This is a genomic window from Leptospira brenneri, from assembly GCF_002812125.1.
Classification (GTDB): Bacteria; Spirochaetota; Leptospiria; order Leptospirales; family Leptospiraceae; genus Leptospira_A; species Leptospira_A brenneri.
The window spans coordinates 387,419-404,930 of sequence record NZ_NPDQ01000003.1; the positions used below are offsets into that span (position 1 = coordinate 387,419).

18 protein-coding genes and 1 tRNA gene are annotated in these 17,512 nt (G+C 41.0%); 9 read left to right on the forward strand and 10 right to left on the reverse strand.

The window, feature by feature from the left end:
• Positions 1-3 precede the first annotated feature (3 nt).
• From CH361_RS08460 to CH361_RS08485, 6 genes are read right to left on the reverse strand one after another with little or no spacing between them, the layout of a single operon-like run.
• Entirely contained in the window at positions 4-1,215 is a 1,212-nt protein-coding gene (locus CH361_RS08460; protein ID WP_100790373.1) for a PilZ domain-containing protein, read from the reverse strand.
• A gap of 2 nt (positions 1,216-1,217) precedes the next feature.
• The gene (locus CH361_RS08465) at positions 1,218-3,470 is read right to left on the reverse strand and encodes an alpha-hydroxy-acid oxidizing protein (protein WP_100790374.1); all 2,253 of its coding nucleotides are present in this window, start codon (positions 3,468-3,470) and stop codon (positions 1,218-1,220) included.
• Positions 3,467-4,609, reverse strand: coding sequence for a tRNA 2-thiouridine(34) synthase MnmA (mnmA, locus tag CH361_RS08470; protein WP_100790375.1), 1,143 nt, complete (start codon positions 4,607-4,609; stop codon positions 3,467-3,469). Before mnmA ends, CH361_RS08465 begins: the two co-directional genes overlap by 4 nt.
• Before the next feature lies 1 nt (position 4,610).
• Complete coding sequence (locus tag CH361_RS08475) at positions 4,611-5,492, reverse strand: hypothetical protein (protein ID WP_100790376.1); 882 nt, start codon at positions 5,490-5,492, stop codon at positions 4,611-4,613.
• On the reverse strand, positions 5,456-5,683 hold the full coding sequence (locus CH361_RS08480) for a hypothetical protein (protein ID WP_100790377.1): 228 nt from the start codon (positions 5,681-5,683) through the stop codon (positions 5,456-5,458). The genes CH361_RS08475 and CH361_RS08480 overlap by 37 nt, the downstream gene beginning before the upstream one ends.
• Before the next feature lie 22 nt (positions 5,684-5,705).
• Positions 5,706-6,767 carry a sensor domain-containing diguanylate cyclase gene (locus CH361_RS08485; RefSeq protein ID WP_100790378.1) on the reverse strand — a complete coding sequence of 354 codons (1,062 nt, stop codon included), beginning with the start codon at positions 6,765-6,767 and terminating at the stop codon, positions 5,706-5,708.
• Between the two features lie 167 nt (positions 6,768-6,934).
• Here CH361_RS08485 and CH361_RS08490 point away from each other — a divergent pair.
• A tRNA-Met gene (locus tag CH361_RS08490) sits at positions 6,935-7,007 on the forward strand.
• Positions 7,008-7,013: 6 nt separating this feature from the next.
• On the opposite strand, the gene proC is transcribed toward CH361_RS08490, so the two are convergent.
• Genes proC through CH361_RS08505 form a run of 3 tightly spaced genes read right to left on the reverse strand, consistent with a single transcriptional unit; the run spans position 7,014 to position 9,287 of the window.
• Complete coding sequence (gene proC / locus CH361_RS08495) at positions 7,014-7,805, reverse strand: pyrroline-5-carboxylate reductase (RefSeq protein ID WP_100790379.1); 792 nt, start codon at positions 7,803-7,805, stop codon at positions 7,014-7,016.
• Positions 7,786-8,484, reverse strand: coding sequence for a YggS family pyridoxal phosphate-dependent enzyme (locus CH361_RS08500; RefSeq protein WP_100790380.1), 699 nt, complete (start codon positions 8,482-8,484; stop codon positions 7,786-7,788). The genes proC and CH361_RS08500 overlap by 20 nt, the downstream gene beginning before the upstream one ends.
• A gap of 2 nt (positions 8,485-8,486) precedes the next feature.
• A complete protein-coding gene (locus tag CH361_RS08505) occupies positions 8,487-9,287 on the reverse strand; it encodes a hypothetical protein (protein ID WP_100790381.1) in 801 nt (266 codons plus the stop codon).
• A 69-nt stretch (positions 9,288-9,356) separates the two neighbouring features.
• On the opposite strand from CH361_RS08505, the gene CH361_RS08510 reads away from it, so the two are divergent.
• Genes CH361_RS08510 through nadE form a run of 3 tightly spaced genes read left to right on the forward strand, consistent with a single transcriptional unit; the run spans position 9,357 to position 13,308 of the window.
• Positions 9,357-10,106, forward strand: coding sequence for a flagellar filament outer layer protein FlaA (locus CH361_RS08510; protein WP_100790382.1), 750 nt, complete (start codon positions 9,357-9,359; stop codon positions 10,104-10,106).
• Positions 10,107-11,384 carry a 3-deoxy-D-manno-octulosonic acid transferase gene (locus tag CH361_RS08515; RefSeq protein WP_100790383.1) on the forward strand — a complete coding sequence of 426 codons (1,278 nt, stop codon included), beginning with the start codon at positions 10,107-10,109 and terminating at the stop codon, positions 11,382-11,384.
• Positions 11,371-13,308 (forward strand): NAD(+) synthase, encoded by a 1,938-nt coding sequence (gene nadE, locus CH361_RS08520; RefSeq protein WP_100790384.1) that lies wholly within the window; start codon positions 11,371-11,373, stop codon positions 13,306-13,308. Before CH361_RS08515 ends, nadE begins: the two co-directional genes overlap by 14 nt.
• A 1-nt stretch (position 13,309) precedes the next feature.
• Here nadE and CH361_RS08525 read toward each other — a convergent pair whose 3' ends face one another.
• A complete protein-coding gene (locus CH361_RS08525) occupies positions 13,310-14,002 on the reverse strand; it encodes an LIC_20245 family lipoprotein (protein ID WP_100790385.1) in 693 nt (230 codons plus the stop codon).
• Positions 14,003-14,044: 42 nt separating this feature from the next.
• Between CH361_RS08525 and CH361_RS08530 the strand changes: the two genes are divergently transcribed.
• The 5 genes from CH361_RS08530 (at position 14,045) to CH361_RS08550 (ending at position 17,347) form a co-directional block, all read left to right on the forward strand.
• Positions 14,045-14,785 carry an LIC11073 family putative lipoprotein gene (locus CH361_RS08530; protein ID WP_100790386.1) on the forward strand — a complete coding sequence of 247 codons (741 nt, stop codon included), beginning with the start codon at positions 14,045-14,047 and terminating at the stop codon, positions 14,783-14,785.
• A complete protein-coding gene (gene rsmI, locus CH361_RS08535) occupies positions 14,775-15,497 on the forward strand; it encodes a 16S rRNA (cytidine(1402)-2'-O)-methyltransferase (RefSeq protein ID WP_100790387.1) in 723 nt (240 codons plus the stop codon). The genes CH361_RS08530 and rsmI overlap by 11 nt, the downstream gene beginning before the upstream one ends.
• Before the next feature lie 21 nt (positions 15,498-15,518).
• Positions 15,519-15,845 (forward strand): flagellar biosynthesis anti-sigma factor FlgM, encoded by a 327-nt coding sequence (locus CH361_RS08540; protein WP_100790388.1) that lies wholly within the window; start codon positions 15,519-15,521, stop codon positions 15,843-15,845.
• Between the two features lie 83 nt (positions 15,846-15,928).
• The gene (locus tag CH361_RS08545) at positions 15,929-17,095 is read left to right on the forward strand and encodes an iron-containing alcohol dehydrogenase (RefSeq protein WP_004789281.1); all 1,167 of its coding nucleotides are present in this window, start codon (positions 15,929-15,931) and stop codon (positions 17,093-17,095) included.
• 6 nt (positions 17,096-17,101) lie between these two features.
• Positions 17,102-17,347 (forward strand): hypothetical protein, encoded by a 246-nt coding sequence (locus CH361_RS08550; RefSeq protein WP_100790389.1) that lies wholly within the window; start codon positions 17,102-17,104, stop codon positions 17,345-17,347.
• The last annotated feature ends 165 nt before the right edge of the window (positions 17,348-17,512 follow it).

Consider the following 17,512-nt stretch of genomic DNA (forward strand, 5'->3'; position numbering starts at 1 on the left):
TGGTTAAGATTCAGGAAGGGGATTTTCGTCTAGAGGTTCTTCAAAAGAAGATCCAAAAGGATCCCCTGGTTCATCCACTGCACCCACAACAAGCGTATCTTCTTCAGAAGAATCAGAGTCAACCGGAGTATCGGAAGGTTCAGAGGCAACCACGGTTTCTTCTTCTTTTCCGACATTGAGAAAGGCTTCTAAAACTTCTACGTCCTTTTCCGTTAGGTTATAGAACTGACAACCCACCCGGAAATTTGTTTCCTGGTTACGAATGTTTTTGATGATCCCACGAATGGTGACTCGTTTTCCAGCTTCCAAATTCAAATCGAAAAGAATGGTTCCATTCAAAGTTACTGATCTAGAAAAAGAACGAGAAGGAGCATGGATAAAACTAATACCACCCATACTTAAATCCATCACCTGACAAACATCACGTGATTCCTGAAAAACCCCAGTATTAATGATATCACGACTAACAGCATTTGAAAAAGTTTGGATCTGCTTATAAATTTCCAAATCAAGAGGTTTTTCTGCCAATACTTGCACATAACCTAAATGTACATAACCTTTATATTTGATGGGGACGCAGATTTCAGAAGTATAAGAATCACCAATTTTTGAACTATCGAAAATTCTCAAATACTCATCGAATGGAAAAAAATCGGGAGATGCAGTAGACTTTTCCTTACGATCAATAATAAAAATATCTTTATCATAATGATGCATCAGCCTTAATCGGTTGTCCATCCGACCTGCAAAGAAAATAGAAGATAAAGGGAAGGCTTTTATTAATTTTGTTCGGTATGCGAGAAGAATGGCATCTACCTTTTTATCATCAAAACCGATCGCTTTTGATACATCGTTTACGTTAATGATATTAGAAACCACCATTCCTGTTTGGGTTTGGCTAGTGTCCACACGAGAACTCTGTCTGGTAGCTGCAGTGATTTGAATTTTAACAGGTGTTAGAATTTCAATTCCATTACCATCTCCACCAGCAACAATAAAATACGCCAAAAACTTACTACCATTGTGAACAACGGTAAGTATCCGATCCCTATTTGGAAACTTAAGATTGGTATTGATGATGAGAGCTTTGTTTTTTAAGGCAATAATTTTGACAGGATATTCATTCTCCGCATTGATAATGTAAGCAGGTAATTTACCAAATAAAGCGGTAATTACCTTCAGAATCCCTTCGGGGTCTTTGATTTCCTTATCCATACTCAACCGTGAAGTTTATGAAGCAACATAGTTCGCTTGATGTCCACCAAAGTTTTGGCTCCGGTAACACTCATGGATTGTTTTAGTTCTTCCGAATATTTTTGTAAAAGGAAACGAATTCCCGCATCTTCTCCCCCCACAAGAGAAATTGCAACAGGTCTTCCGAGTAAAACTGCATCAGCACCAAGGGCGAGCATTTTGAAAACATCCATCCCAGAGCGAATGCCCCCATCGACAAGAAGGGGAATTTTTCCTTTGACCGCTTCTGCAATTTTTGGCAGGATACGAGCGGTACCTGGCATTCCGTCGAGTACCCTTCCCCCATGGTTAGAAACAACAATTGCTGAAAACCCGCCTTCTACAGCGAGTTTTGCATCTTCAGGATTCATAATTCCTTTGAGAATAAAAGGTAATTTAGTTTTTTCTTTGAGTTTGATCAACCGGTCAAGAGGTCTTGTGATACTAGATAAATTCTTTTGAACCATGGTTTTGAAATTCACCGCATCAATGTCCATCCCTAGTGCGAACACACCGTCGGCTTCTGCTTGTTTAAATCGATCCACTAACATTGATTCATCTTCTCTTGGTTTGCAGATCAATATTCCTTTCCCTGAGACCTTCTTCAAAGCTTCCAACATGATTTTGTATTTTTCTGGAGAAGCTCCATCACCAAGCCAAGCAAGACTGCCATTTTGTGCAAAGGACCGAACCACTAAATTTGCGTAATCTGCATCGGTCATCACAAAGTTCATATTGGTTCCGACTCCTGTCATAGGAGCTGCCATGATGGGAGTTTTTAAATCTAAACCCAAAAACTGAGTTTGGATTTCCGGAAGGACATGGTCTCTGATATAACCTGGTAAAATAGAATATTCGGAAAGGGCGACACTATTGTCATGAAAGGTTTCCATTCTCCCCACCCCACCCATTCCAGGAATGCCTGAGGCACAGTTACTTCCATCACACTGTTTACATACCCAACAAATATCTTTACCAAATCGAATTCTTGCCTGGTCATTTATTTCTTTTTCCGTTATGGAAAACTGTTCATCGACTTCGAACCGAATGGTGTCTTTTACTTTTTCAAAAACGAGTTCTGCATCTTTTAATGTATCAGCAACAATAATGACATGGCCCGACTTATCGATGTTATTTGTAGGTTCCTTAATGATGTCACCCGATTTGGATTGGATAAATACCTCGGAAACTCCATCTATTTTTTTGGTTTCCTCTACCCCACCAATAGAAACTAATTTCCCTGGTTTAGAAAGTAACGAACGTTCAATGGAAACCCTTGAAAGAACAGGATCTAAATTGTCTGGAGTTTCACCCAGAGAAATAAGAAGAGCTGCTCGGTTTAAATTTACACCCGTGGACAATGGATAAGTAAATGCAGACATAAAACCACCGGAAAGCCTCGCGGCAATTTCCCCAATTTTGACACCTTCTTTGGTGACCTTAATGTCACCTTTACCAGCACCGAGATGGATACCAAGAGCACGCATTCCACCCGCCATTACACGTTCTACTTCGTCCAAAATTTCTTTTGACATCGCCGAAGGCATGTTATGCCCTATTTCAATAAAATATGGTTCCCGTTCAATAATCCTGTCGGCAATTCCAGTCATTCGAATTTGGCCTTGGAAAGCCAAAGCATCAACGGAAAGTTCTGGCCCTTCCATATATTCTTCCAAAATCAATTCACCAGTAGGACAAAACCGTTTCGCATGACGAAAAGCATTGGTAAGGTCATCTCTAGTATTTACTTTAATGACTCCCCTTGCCCCCATATTGTCTGCAGGTTTCATTACCAATGGAAAAGTTAAAGAATCAAGGGCGTCTTTCGCATCTTGCAAAGACCAAACAGGTGCAAAACGAGGGATAGGCATCCCAAATTCTTTTAACCTTTGACGCATCTTAACTTTATTAGATGCCGCTTCTGCATCCACAAATCGAATCCCTGGAAGTTGTAAGGCAGAAGCCACAGCAGCCACTGTCATACTCGCATCGGTTCCGGCAGTAATCACACCATGGATTTCTGTATTTTGTGCAAACTTTTTGGATTCCCTTACCATTCCTTCCACATCTTTTGTGGACATCAGAATGGATTCGTCTGCGATTTGAAAACCAATGGAAGAAGGATTCATATCAGCAACCACAGTATGGAGTCGCATGGTTTTGGCTGTTTGGATGATGGGAACTTGTAACAACCCCCCGCCAATAATGAGAATGGTTTTTCCCTCTACCGATTTCAAATGGTAACGCTCTCCGCCTCTAAAACAAAATTTGTTTTTACTTTTCTAGTGATAGAACCTTTCCGAATGATTCCACCTGCCAAAAGATAATCCCCATTAGTAGAATAAAATGTTGCCGATTGTCCAGGAGTGACACTTTTTACATCTTCCAAAAATTCCACCTGCCAAACATCACCAAGCGAAGTCACCTTACAGTGAACAGGTGCGCTCCTATAACGAATTTGCACTTTCATTTCCTTGGTTTCTCCCATTTCCATAGGTGCCAGAGCTTGGTAAGTAATTTCTTCCAAAACAAATGATTCCGATACAGTTTCTTCTTCTTCACCCAAAACCACTGTTCCATCATCTTCAATAGAAAGAACATAAAGGGGATTTTTCCATGCGATCCCAAGACCCTTTCTTTGGCCGATGGTAAATCCTTCTTTTCCTTGGTGTTTACCGATGATTTGACCGGAAGCTAATTTAAAAAATCCAGGAGTAAACTCCATCCCCTTTTTTTTCAAAAAAGACCTATAATCATTTTCAGGAATAAAACATATTTCTTGGGATTCTGGTTTTTCTGCGACGGGAAGACCCATTCGTTTTGCGATTTCACGAACTTGCGATTTATCCATCTCTCCCAAAGGAAAAACTGTATTTTTTATATTTTCTTGAGACAAACCGTACAAATAGTACGCTTGGTTTTTTTTCATGTCTACTGCATTCTGGATGGCAAAACGTCCATCCACTTCCACAACACGAGCGTAATGACCAGTAGCTATCTTTTCTATCCCTAGAGTTTTTGCTTGTTCAAAAAGAGCACCAAACTTCACAAAGGTGTTACATTCTACACAAGGATTTGGTGTCCTTCCATCTTTATAATCATTAATAAAACGGTCGATGACTCGTTCCCCAAACACCTTTTCCATTTTGATCACATAAAATGGAATGTTTAAAGAAAGTCCTACATCACGTGCATCACGAATGTCTTCGGGAGAACAACAGGATTTTTTGGTGGTATCACAGGCGGGAGCTTCATATTCCCAAGTACGTAGGTTGACTCCAATCACGTCGTAACCGGCTTCCATTAGAAGTCCTGCAGCCACTGCGCTGTCCACGCCACCACTCATTGCTACTATGATTTTTTCTTTTTCTTTCACCTTAGTTACCTGCGTGAACAATTCCCACACGACCCCGAGAAAAGTCCCAGAACAAGGGACGAGTCCGGAGGATGTCAAGACCGATCACCCAAACCTCTTCCCTATCCTTGTCCCCTGGTAAAAGGAAATTCTCAAGTGAAATTCCTGTGAGAAACTGGACTTGTTTGTATTCTTCTCGGATTCCTGACTTAGCGATCAAATACAAGGGAGAATCTGCTTTTCGGTGCTCTGCCGTTTGGATCTTATTGCCCGCAAGAAATACCTTTTTTTCACCCAGGAAGAGGTCCCTTGGCCCTTTGGGAAGAAGATTCAAGGAAGAACCACTATCCAAAAGACCAAAGGAAGAATGTCCTTCAGGGTATTCAAATTCCGCATAATAATGATCCATCTTTCTTTTGGTATTCAGGATTTTTAGATCGGTGGAGAGATAGGCATCGGGGTGTTCGCAGAAAGGAGAATCTCCCGGAAAACGTTTCAGTTCTTCTCCAAACCAAAAGATACAAGTTCCCGAAAAGAAATCAAGACCGAGAAGACCGGATAAGGATTCCGGTAGAATTCCTTTTTTATTTTTTAAGGTAAAACGATGACCACCCAAATTGAATTCGGTTTCTAGTTCCGAGGAAGCAGATTCATAAAAACTGAGATCAGAACCAGTATCCCATAAAAATGAATACGTCTGACCTTTACCTTCAATTCCAGAGAGTAAAAGATGAGTTCCCATATCCACAACAGAAATACGAATGTGTGGAGGTAATATTTTGGTTGTGGGGAACTGATATAAAACAGGTGTTTGGTGAGAGCGAATGGGACCAGGAATACAGGCCCCTAAAAACAGAATAGAAAGGATTAAACTAACTTTTTGATACAGCGGGAGTTTTGACATCTAGTGTAATCTACAATACAATCTCGATATTCAATCCCCGTGTTTTCATCTTTGGTCTTGTATTCAATAAAACAAGAGTATGGTTGAAAATCAAACGAAGAAAGACCCAAGGCCCGATTGCGAATGGATTCATACACATCGGAAGGAACCGATGGAGAAAGATCGTTGAGTAGGTATGCCGGCTCTGCCATACTCTACCCATCGGCAAATTTCCTAATCTTTATAACAAATTGTGCGATTTCTACCAGAATGTTTGGCCTGGTAGAGTGCCTTATCAGCCCTTTCGATCAAATCTTTATTACTTCTGTCCGTGATACGAAAACTAGAAACTCCCACTGATAAGGTAACTTTTAGGTCTGTTCCATCATTTGGATTTTTAACGACCATAGACTCTACAGCTTTCCTGATTTCCTCTCCCTTCAGCATCGCCTCTTCTTCAGTGGCTGCCGGCATCACAAGACAGAACTCTTCCCCGCCGTAACGGGCTGGGATATGATGCCTTTGGGCTGCATTAATCAACTGTTTTGCGACCTCAATCAGGACCACGTCTCCGGCTTGGTGACCGTAAGTATCGTTAAAATTTTTAAAATGATCCACGTCCGTAAAAAGCAAACAAAGTTTCGTTCCTTTTTTTCGACAACGATCCATTTCTTCTTTGAGTTTGGTTTGAAAGTAATGATGGATTTTTAAACCCGTCATCATGTCCACAGTGGCCAGTTCATACAAACGAGCATTGTCCACAGCGATCCCTGCGAGATTGGCAAGGGTGGTCATAAATTCTTTTTCATCTTCCGAAAACTCTTCGGAAGTCATCTTGTCCCCAAGAACCAGAAGGCCGTTGACTTTTCCTTTGGCGTTCAAAGGAACAAGAATCTCGGCTCCCATCTTTCGTAGGTAGGTAATGTCAGGAATGGACTTCAAGGAATCCATAAGTAGGATTTGATCCATCGTAATGGCTTTTGGTTTTTCTTCAAAATAATGGATGAGAGGACTATCGATCTTTACTTCGTAGTTTTGCTCTTCCGAACTTAACTCAAAACCCTTGATCGACTGGGGTTCTAACTTAAAAAGACCCAAATCAATTTCTGGTTCTAAGTACATAGCTGCGTGGAGAGTTTGCAACTGCGCCAAACAAATGTTAAGAATAGCATCAATTAAGTATTTATAATCTAACGTGGAATTTAGGGCACGGGAAATTTCCAATAATTGCTTTTGGTCGTAGATTTTTTTTTCGTAATGCTCAAAAACGATATCAGTGTTTTCTTTAAAAGACAAAACGCACCGCCAGAATTCTGTATAAGATAGGAATCATTCGTCTTTTTTGACTACTGTAAAGTAAGATTTTGGCGGAAACCGATAAATTTATATTTAGTTAAAAATAGAAAAGTTTTCATATCAATTACGTTGACAATTTAAGAATCTTTAAAATAATGGTCTTATACCGCGCGGTGGAGCAGCTGGTAGCTCGTTGGGCTCATAACCCAAAGGCCACAGGTTCGAATCCTGTCCGCGCAACCGTTATCATCCTTTCCCTAATTCCTTACTTCTCTCCGTCGCTCGTTTGATTGCATCTCTTACGGCGGTTGAGAATCCCCCTCTTTCTAAAGCATCGAGTCCATGGATCGTAGTTCCTCCAGGAGAAGTCACCCAGTTTCTCACTTCCATGGGGTGAAGGCTCGCATCGCCACTACGCAAACTGCGAAAATACACAAGAGTTCCTTCAATCGTTTCCATAGCCAAAGCTAAAGATTCCTCATAACTGAGACCCTCTTGGAGTCCCCCCTCTGTCATGGCTTGTAAAAAGGTAAGTACATAAGCAGGTCCTGAACCTGAAAGTCCAGTGACTGCATCCATCAAAGACTCTTTTACCACCCGAATGCTTTTGCCCATCCCAGCAAACAGACGTTCTACGTCAGATACAACATCATCTTCACTGAAATAAGCGAGAGCCCCTCTTTCCGAAACGAGAGGAAGGTTGGGCATCACCCGCACCACCTGAGAACCCTTTGGGGCTGCTTCCGAAAGTTTCGAAAAGGAAACCCCGGCCGCGATGGAAACAAAGGTCGCGGATTTTGAAAACTCTTTTAAGACCGGTTCCACAAGATTCGGTTTTACTGCGATGACAATCACTTCCGCTTCTTTCCGAACCCCTTCCAATGTTCCCACGAGAGTGACACCAGAAACGGGAGATTCCTTTAAGTTGGGATCAAACCCATACACCTTGGTTCCTTTTTTGACAAGGGCAGAACCAATGGCTGCTCCCATTTTTCCAAGGCCCACGATCCCAACTGCTTCAAATGGATTCTTTTCCATAATCCCTCTCTCCAAAAATCTTCGACCCAACCCTTAAATAGTCTGATCCTAATTCACAGGCAATTTCATAATCGCCACTCATTCCCATAGATAATTTTTTATCCGGAAACTGACTGTTTCTAAAATCTGCTAACTGGGAAAACACTTCCCTAGTTTCGCTGAGATCACCACTCGAAGGTCCCATTCCCATAAACCCTTCCCAGATACAAAATTCATTTTGATAACTGGTTAGGGAATCTTTCAGCGAAAGAAGATGACTTAGACTTAGTCCATGTTTGGTATCTTCTCCCGTAAGGTTTGTTTGTATAAAATAACGAATCAGTGTTTTTTCTTTTTCGGCACGTTTCAGAAGTTCCTTTAAGGAAGAGAGACTCCCCACACCATGTGTATGAGAGAAAATACCAAATAACTTACGTAAGGTTCCGGATTGTACAGGACCAATATGGTGTAATTTCACAGAAGTGACTGCTTCAGGAAACTCTTCTCTGAGTTGAGTGAATTTTGTTATGGCTTCCGGGATATAGTTTTCACCGAACTCGCGAATCCCTTGTAAATAAGCCTCTCGCACCACTTCATAGGGTTTGGTTTTGGAAACGGCGATGAGGACGGGGGATCTCTCTGGAAACAAATCTTTTAAAGATTTCTGAATCGAGAGATACGAAGAACCGTAATCGGACACGATTACTTAGCTAGTGCTTTTTCTAAAGACTCAATCCGACGTTCGATTTCCACAAAGCGTTTTTCGTTTCGATCGTTTTGAGTAGAAAGTTTTTGTTCCACAGTTCGCATCCGTACTTCCAAAGAAGAGGAACCTGTTTCCTCATATTGATTCTTTTTCGTTTTTTGCGAATAAGAAGATTCTTTAGATTTAGTTTTCTGTTTTTTAGAAGAAACAGAGTTTGATTTTTTACTACGGCTTACATAAGTTTTGGAAGGTTTCGAAACTTTTGAATCTTGTTTTTTTGTGACCTTTTCAAAATCTTCTACATCAACTTTGGGTTGTTTGGTGGAAGTAACAGATTCTTTTACTTCAGAGGCTGAATCCTCTTTTTTTGAGACCTTTTTATTTTTTTTGGTTTCTTCTTTAGGAGATAAAGATTCTTCCACTTGGTCTAATTTTTCTTGTAACCGAGTCGCTGGTTCTGTTTTTTCTTTGGACTTGGTGGAAGCTGCCACTGATACAGAACGTGGTCTTTCCGCATCCGGTTCCATATCCTCTAAACTTGGTAGTTCCGGAAGTTTGGATCCGTCTGAGATGGAATCTTGGGACTGGTTCCTCGAGAATTCTTCTTTAGGTGCCGGGATCCCCGTATTTTCTCTTTCGATCTCCCGGTCCACCATCTCCACTTCTTTGTTTTTTCCGATGGTTTGGAGTTTTTGGTAGATTTCGTTTCTATAGATAAATGCAAAAATGAACGATGAAAGAAGTAGGACCACTAGAATGGCAGTTGTGAGTATTTTCAAATTGTCGCGGCGGCCCATGACGTGCGGATTCCTTTCCTTTGATAGAAATAGAGTACACGTTTTTGGGTTTTCGCAAAGTGAGAAATCATGAAAATTACAAAAAAATTTACATTCTGTTTGGGTTTCCTACTCACAATTTCCAGTCTTTTGTCTCTTCCGAGACCACATGATCCAGATGAAGCGGGTCGAGTGCAGATCCTAAAATCAGCACTTGAGATCGATACAAGTTACCTTCTCTTTCTTGTGGAAGACTTTGAAGGAGAAAGGCCTTGGGATTTTTACCGTGTGGATTCGTTTTTAGCAGTCACACAATTTGCAGCGTCAGTTCCCAAATCAGAAGCCTTTTTCCAAGAGGCAAAAATCCTAAAAGAATCAGGTTATCCCAACCTCCAAAACCAAACGAGTTTCCTTTTGCAAAGTTATGTAGAAAATCCAAGGCTCGACCATTGGGAAATCAGACCCAAAGAACCAATTGGATTGCCTCTAGGAATGCCCATCCAGGGAATCCTTTGGGTGTATTCAGAAGGCCACCACATCAATTTAAGTATGGGGCTTTCTCAAAAAAAATCCAAAGATTTGTATTTTGATTTAGGCACTCTCAACTTTGTGGGCTGGAGAAGGATTGAATTTAAAATCAACCTTCCCAAGGAAAACACAAGACTCATCCAATCCATGTCCTTCCCTATTTCTTTTGCTTCTTTCCGTTTGAAAAGTCTGGCTTCACAAAAGAAAGGAGAGTTTCATTTATACTTTGACAATTTGAGTTTTGTCATTGATAAAAGAACTTTCATCTACCCTGGTTCGGAAGTGAACGACACTTGGGGTAACAAACGCTAAATGGTATATTTTTTTTACGACATCCTTGTTTCCTGTATTGATTTTATCTTAAAGTTTCTTTCGTTCTTTCTAAAACTGGTTCGAGAAGAATTACAAAAAAGAAAACGGATTCTAAACCAAATATTTTCAAAATCTGCTGAGGGTAAATTTGTGATCTGGCTACATGCGGCCAGTGTCGGAGAGCTTGACCAAGCCAAAGCCCTGACGGAAACCATTCGTAAAAAAAACAAAAATGTTTTTATCATCCAATCTGTTTTTTCCTCTTCCGTAAAAGAAACTTCCTTTACTGATCCACTCGCCGATGTTTATTTTTATCTCCCTTTAGATCGTGCCCATGCCTATGACAAAATTTTTTCTCATTTTCAACCGAAGGTTTTATTCATTATGGCTTGGGATACTTGGCCAAATCTTTTAAGAAAAACATCACAAATGGGAACAAAGTCGTATCTTGCCTGTGCCAGTTTGTCTTCCCAGTCTTCGCGAAAAAACCCATTTGTACGTTCTTTGACAAAAGCTTCCTTCCAATACCTAACAGGAATTTATCCCAGTCATAAACTTATGGCCAAAGAATTTGAAGGTTTGGTTTCCACAAATACCGACTTTTCTGTATTAGGTGACACAAGATTCGAATCCGTTTTAGGAAAATTGGAATCCAAATCCCCAAACCCCAATTTTACGAAATTTGTCTCTGAACAAAAAGATTTTCTTTCTAAAAATAAACCGGTGATTCTTGGTTCCACTTATGGAATCTGTGAAGAACGATTTTCTGCTTATTTGAAAGGACATTCTGATGAGGCGTATTATTGGATTTTTCCTCATAAATGGGAAGAAAATCGGCTCTTAGAATGGATTCCAAAATTAGAAAGATATGGTAGCGTCGCCGTTTTTTCCAAACTGACTCCAGGCAAACCCCTACCGAAATTCATTCTTTTTGACCTGATGGGAATTTTAGCTTTTGCATACCAGTATGGAAGTTTTGCCTATGTTGGAGGCGCTTGGCTGCATCGAGTGCATAATACCATTGAACCCGCTGCCCTTGGTCTTGCTGTCATCACCGGTCCCAAAATCGCAAATGCACCAGAAGCAATCGTTATGCAAGAATTAGGTGGACTTTTCAAAACAGAAACAGAAGACCAATTTGTAGAAAAATTTGCCCTACTTGTAAAGGACAACTCTTTAAGAGAAAAGATGGGAAAAGGGAATCGAAACTTTGTTGTAGAAAATAGAGGTGCATCGGATAAGATTTATAACCGAGTTTTCTCCGATGCCCAAAATTAAAATTGCAGCAGTTACGCTAAATACCACTCCCCTCGATTTTTTGGGGAATTATGAATCCATCACAAAAGCAATCGAGAGTAGAGAAACAAAAGAGGCAGATTGTATTCTTTTTCCGGAACTTTGTATTTCGGGTTATGGATGCGAAGATGCTTTTTACAAACCAGATGTTTGGACTCGTTCGGAAGAAATGATTCGAGAACTCAAAACCTTTTCTAAAAACCAAATCATTATTGTTGGTCTTCCCGTCTTTGTTGGTTCTTTTTTATATAACTGTATGGCGGTGCTCTATGGTGGTAGAGTTGTCGCACTTGTTCCCAAATTAAACTTAGCAAACACTGGCGTACATTATGAACGGAGATGGTTTCATTCGGAATCAGAATTTTTAAATAGAACCATTCCGTTTGCTGGAGATGAAGTTCCCTTCGGGCATTTTATCTTTCAAAGAGGCCCTTGGAATTTTGCAGTGGAGATTTGCGAAGATAGTTGGTCGGTCCAAAAACCAGCCTCCTTTTACAGTTTACAAGGGATCGATGTTTTGTTCTCTCCAGGGGCTTCTCATTTTGCCATAGGTAAACAGACCATTCGAAAGCAAATTTTTGCCGAATCCAGTAGAAACCAGTGTAATTTACAAGTGTTCACCAATCTGGTTGGAAATGAATCCGGTCGGATTATCTTTGAAGGAGGGGCAATCTTTGCCTCTCTTGGAAACATAAAAAAAGAAGGACCAAGACTTTCCTTTTCCCCCTTCCAAGTAACCTCTTTTGATTTTGATCCCTTGGAAATTCGGGCTGCCAAAGCCAGGTCCTTTCGGGATTCAAAACCAAAATCGCAATCCACAGAAATTCCCAGAATCCAATTGGATTCTTTTAGAAATGAGACAAATTCTCATGGTTTTTCCATTCTCGACAAAAGAAGCGAGGCAACAAAAGAAGAAGACCTAAGTTCGATTGTTTTTAGTCCCTTTGAAGAATTCACTAAGGCCGTTTCTCTTGGTCTTTATGACTATTTACGAAAATCAAAAACAAAGGGATTTACTCTTTCTCTTTCGGGAGGAGCAGACAGCGCCACCTGTGCCCTCCTTGTGCATACCATGAAAGAAATTTCCAAATATGAAAATGGGGATTCTATATTTTCCTCACTTGGGATTGATGAAGACAACTTACTTGTAACCATCTACCAAAAAACAGAAAACAACTCGAGTCTCACAGAAGAGATTGCCAAACAATTAAGTGAAGAACTGGGTTGTGCGTTTCATTCCATCACCATTGACCAGGCTGTGGACACATCCATAAAACTCATAGAATCCGTTCTTGAAAAAAAACTAAACTGGAAAGAACATGATTTGCCCTTACAAAATATCCAAGCAAGAGTTCGTTCCCCTTTGGTTTGGTTACTTGCCAATTTAAATGGACATCTACTTTTATCCACAGGAAATAGAAGTGAAGCTGCTGTTGGTTATACAACGATGGATGGAGATTCATCGGGTTCACTTGCTCCACTAGCAGGAGTTAGTAAAGAATTCTTACTCGACTTTTTAGATGATATCCAAAAAGAAAACAATCGTTTCCTTTCTCCAAAAGAATCAATTCGCATTTTACGAAACACAAAACCAACAGCAGAACTAAAACCTTTATCAGAACACCAAGAAGATGAAAAGGATTTAATGCCCTACCCCATCTTACAGTCCATCGAAAGAAAACTGGTATTTTTGGCAAAAGGAGAATCCGATTGTCTAGAAGGTTTGAAACAAGAATTCCCTTGGGAAGGAACAGAAAAACTTTCCGAATACATAAGGAAATTTAAAAAACTTTTTATGACTTCGCAATGGAAACGAGAGAGGCTTCCTCCCTCCTTCCATCTGGATGAGTACGGCCTGGATCCAAAATCCAGTTACCGTTACCCCATCCTATCAAGCGAAACTTAAATTAGGGAGAAGAAATCCCCGCCTTTTGGTAGGCATTCGTCGCTTCCTTTTCCACCTGTTCGTTTTGAAATTGAATACTTTTCAAAATCTCTTGGAACTTTTTATCCATCTCTGGATCGTCTCCCCCTTGAGATTCAATGAGGTAGTTGATAATTTCCAAACGATCTTTTCCTTGTTTTCGAACATGATTGTAATACAAAGTAATGTCCGTTGCATTCGGAGTCCCACCAAACACAGAGTTTGTGGCTCTTGTTAACTTTTGGTTAAACTCAGACTGCTTTTGTTTGTCCTCGGGTGTGAGTCGCTTCGGAATCAAGTCGTTATCGGGAAACTGTTCCCTAAGTTCCTCAAAGGCCTGCATGGCTTCTGGGGGATAAGGTTTTCCTGTTTGTGGATTGATCGGAACTTCACCGGCTTCTGAACTAGCAAGGTTACTATCTTCCTCATAACGCATTCCACCTGCATTATAATAGTCAGAATCGAAGATCGAACCAGAATCTTCCCCGCGAACCCCCAAACGGTTGGTTCCTTTGGGATTGTTAGATCCTCCCCCAAATAAGGCAAGGGCCTGTGAACTTCTTTCTTTTTTACGGCGAGCCTCTTCTTCATCCTCTCCACCCATTACGAGTAGGATGAGAAAAAAGAGCCCAATCAGAGAAATGGAGACAAAGAGTAATTTTTTTTGGATTCCCATAGATTGAATTCCTGAAAACTTGGAAGGGAAACTAGAAACAGAATGCGTTTTCCTTCTTTACATCCACTTTACTTTTTCTGCATATCTTTTCTCTCTTTTTTTGGGTGTGGAATTAATACCGATACACCCGTAGCCCCTTTTGTTTTCCTGGTTCCGCCCAGTGTCCCACAAATCCTTTCCGTCGTAGCCGTAAATAGTAATATTACCAATGACTTCCAAACAGATGTATTCAATTATAATCTGGATCCAAGGCCAGAATACATCCTGCGCTATTATGTGACCAACAGAGAACCTCAATTTTTGGGTTATAACCTCTATGTAACCACTGCCTTCCCTGGAATCATCCAAACCGTCCAGGGAGAATGGTTGGAGGACGGGGTTCAACCGAGCTTTCCCCACCTTCCCTATGAGGCTTCCACAGAATCATCAAAAATCGTAACCAAACGAATCCGCTTTGCCGTTCCACCGCCAGGAGCTGAATTCTTTCAAAAATGCCAAATCTATAACTTTACTTTGAGGTCGATGCTCACGGGGGGACTCATTTCCAACCCATCCACCACTTCCAGTACTTGCGCCATTCCGAATAAGGTAAATGACATCCAAACTCTCTGTGCAGTGGGCACTGGTTGCAACACTGCTTTTTGTGCCAATGCGGCTTGTGGAACCCCGAGTTCTTGTGCACTAGGAACTGCTTGTAACCCTTGTACCAAAGGGAATAATGATCTTGGCTGCGCTTGCCCAGCGGGACAATCTCCCCCAGGATGCCAATACGTTGGCCCGTAAACAGGAACCAGGCTCTCTTTATGTTGTGGCGACCCCGATCGGAAATCTGGGGGACATTACCCTTCGTGCTCTAGAGATTTTTAAAACGGTGGATCTTGTCCTTTGTGAATCTGCCAAAGAAACCAGATCCCTTTTTTCCAAGTTGGAAATCTCGACCCCTGTCCTTGCCCTTTACAAAGATAGTTCGGAATCTCCGTATGCGAATGTCCTAGAGCAACTAATGAGCGGGAAATCGATGGCCTTGGTTTCTGATGCTGGAACCCCAGGAGTTTCGGATCCAGGAAGCCAGATGGTGCGAACCGCAAGAGAAAAGGGAATTTCCATTGTTCCCGTGCCAGGTGCCTCTGCCCTTACCGCTTTACTTTCTGTTTCCGGTTTTCAGGTCAATCCCACATATTTTTTGGGGTTCCTCTCTGAAAAACCGAGCAAAAAACGCCGAGAATTAGAAAGAGCTTCTGAAATTGATGGACTTGTGGTTTTTTATGAATCTGTCCACAAACTCCCAAGACTCTACCCAATGCTTGAAGAACTCTATCCTGATACGGAAGTTCTTGTGGGAAGGGAGTTGACAAAGACCTTTGAAGAGGTACTTTATTATGCAAATCCTAGGGAATTGGCAAAGAATCCGCCAAACGCCAAAGGCGAGTTTGTTTTTCTCTTAAATCATAGAAAAAAAACACTTAAGGGAAATTCAGATTCCTCCGATATGTGATGTAGGAAGAGGACTAAATATATGAACGTCGATAAAGTAGGACGAGTTGGTGGGTATGGGTACGAACCCAAAAAAACACAAAGCCCAAAAGAAACAGAGGCGCAAGCTCCTGTAGATACAATTTCCATTTCTGATGCTGCGAAAAAAATCGCTTCAGAAGCAAAATTACAAGCTGAAGTAAAACAAATTGCGAAACAAATCGTTCAAGCACCTCCAGAAGAGGATCGCTCTGAGAAAATCAAAGCAGTAAAAGAACGATTGAAAAACGGTGATTATGATAACCTCTCTGCAGAGATGTTAGATAAAATTTCCGACCAAATCGCGACAACTTTCCTCGGACAACAGTAAAAAGGACGGGAGGTGAGGGATCCTTTTTTATTGTCCTCTCCGAGGATTTCTCTAACTCCGCCGAATCATAATTAGGGGATCGTATGCCAGTTCTCCCCGAATGGATCAATTTTCAATTTCCGCCAAAAATTCACTTCGAAATCGATTGTGGATACAAACTCGGTTCTTTTGTCAAAAACATTGGCTCAAGGGTGGTTCTCATCACCACTCAAAAAGAATTAGAAAACGCCGAAGAACTTTCTATCATCAAAACCAGTCTTGAAAAACACGCTGAAGGTGTGATCATCTATGATGACATCGTTGACCGTGTTCATTTTAAAGATTTAGATTCTTGTGCTCACTTTCTTAGAATTTCGAATGCAGATTGTGTTGTGGCTTATGGTTCCTTTGAATCAGTGAACGCAGGTAAGGCGGCGTCCCTACTCGCAACCAACGATCTTTTTGCTGAAGAACTACTCATTGGGAAAAAACAACCTAAGAAAAAAGGCCTTCCTCTCATCGTTGTTCCTACAAAACCCCTACTCGGCAATGAATGTTCTCCTTTCTTTTCGATTGTGGATGATAAAGATAAAAATAGAAAGTATTTTGCACATGAATGGGCCTTTCCGGAACTCATTGTTTCTGATCCCAAAATTGGGGCTGGTATGTCTAGTTCTGAAACTGCAAAAACGGGAATCTCTATCTTATCTGCTGCCGTGGATAGTATCCTTTCTAAGTATGCCAATGAAATTACCTCTTCCACTGCTCTGCGTTCCATTGAACTTATTTCCAAAAACATTGTACCGGCAATTCGTGAACCAAGAAACTTAGGACCAAAAAACTCCATTTATGCGGCAAGTCTCCTCGCAGGAATTGCCCAATCCACAAGTAGCCTTGGACTCTGTTATGCTTTATCATTGGCAGTAACAACAGTTACCAATTTAGATATCTTTCAAAGTATGTCGATTCTCCTCCCTCACGTGATGGAATACAACCTCACATCCTCAGCAGGAAAATACGTGATGATTGCGAGAGCTCTGGATGAAGATGTCACCAATATATCCGTCATTGAAGCTGCCATCAAAGCGGTAGAAGGAATTCGTAAAATCTATTTGGAACTTCGTATTCCCCAAAGGTTGTCGGAATACGAAGTGAAAAAAATCGATCTTCCTGGGATTGCCACTCTGGCAGCAACTTACTCATTTCTTGATTGTCTCCCAAGAGAACTTCCCAAAAATGAAATTGAAACCATCCTTGTGGCTGCGTTTTAGGTTCCCTTGATCCAACTGACGGAATTCGAAAAAAAACTATTAGAAACCTTTGCACTCAGCGACCGTGATGCAAGAAGACTACAGAGAGTCATCCAAGACTTATCCATTGTTGTGGGAATGGAGCATGAAGAGATTTATGACTTCATGCGGTTTGGTGTCGAAAATGAGTTGGAAATTTTAAAAACAGATTATAATTGGGAGCACTTTCGAATCCGGATTCAGAAGAAACTGAAAAAATCCCCACCCCTTTGATTTACCGACAAGGAAACAATTACCATTTCTTTTTAGCAAACACCGACTCAGTCGCCAGGTTCCAAACATCTATAGAACCCTTTTATCCCATCCCCAGAAAAAAAATCCCAGAACTACCGTCTGTCACAACGGAACCCATTCTCTTTCCTCAGTTTCTCTACCAAT